The 772-nt window shown below is 49.4% G+C and carries 1 rRNA gene and 1 pseudogene; one reads left to right on the plus strand and one right to left on the minus strand.

Annotation, left to right across the window (positions count from 1 at the left end):
* Window positions 1–449: ribosomal RNA gene (locus ACWKWX_RS32635) — 16S ribosomal RNA — on the minus strand; the annotation flags it as partial.
* Window positions 450–533: 84 nt separating this feature from the next.
* Here ACWKWX_RS32635 and ACWKWX_RS32640 point away from each other — a divergent pair.
* A pseudogene (locus ACWKWX_RS32640) lies at window positions 534–772 on the plus strand (hypothetical protein); the annotation flags it as partial.

Raw genomic sequence — 772 nt, forward strand, 5'->3', positions numbered from 1 at the left:
CCCTTCCTCCCACCTTAAAGTGCTTTACAATCCGAAGACCTTCTTCACACACGCGGCATGGCTGGATCAGGCTTTCGCCCATTGTCCAATATTCCCCACTGCTGCCTCCCGTAGGAGTCTGGACCGTGTCTCAGTTCCAGTGTGACTGATCATCCTCTCAGACCAGTTACGGATCGTCGCCTTGGTGAGCCATTACCTCACCAACTAGCTAATCCGACCTAGGCTCATCTGATAGCGCAAGGCCCGAAGGTCCCCTGCTTTCTCCCGTAGGACGTATGCGGTATTAGCGTTCCTTTCGAAACGTTGTCCCCCACTACCAGGCAGATTCCTAGGCATTACTCACCCGTCCGCCGCTGAATCGAAGAGCAAGCTCTTCTCATCCGCTCGACTTGCATGTGTTAGGCCTGCCGCCAGCGTTCAATCTGAGCCATGATCAAACTCTTCAGTTCAATACTGCAATCGGGTTTTGAGAAAACCCTATAAACTTGGCTCAGCAATCGTTGGTTAAACCATGATTTCTCGTGGAGTAACTTATGATGCTGATAATCTTTTTGACTATCAGTCTGAGTCACAAGCACCCACACGAATTGCTTGATTCAATTGTTAAAGAGCGGTTGGTTGATTCTTTCGTCTCAACCGAGGCGCGCATTCTACGCTTTCCTCAGAGCCTGTCAAGCGTTTATTTTGAAGTTTTTCAGAGAATCTCTAACAACTTCAACCACTTGGCTCGCTTCGATCTCTCGTTAGCGGGAGGCGAATTCTACAGCAACTT

Source organism: Pseudomonas imperatae (assembly GCF_057128625.1).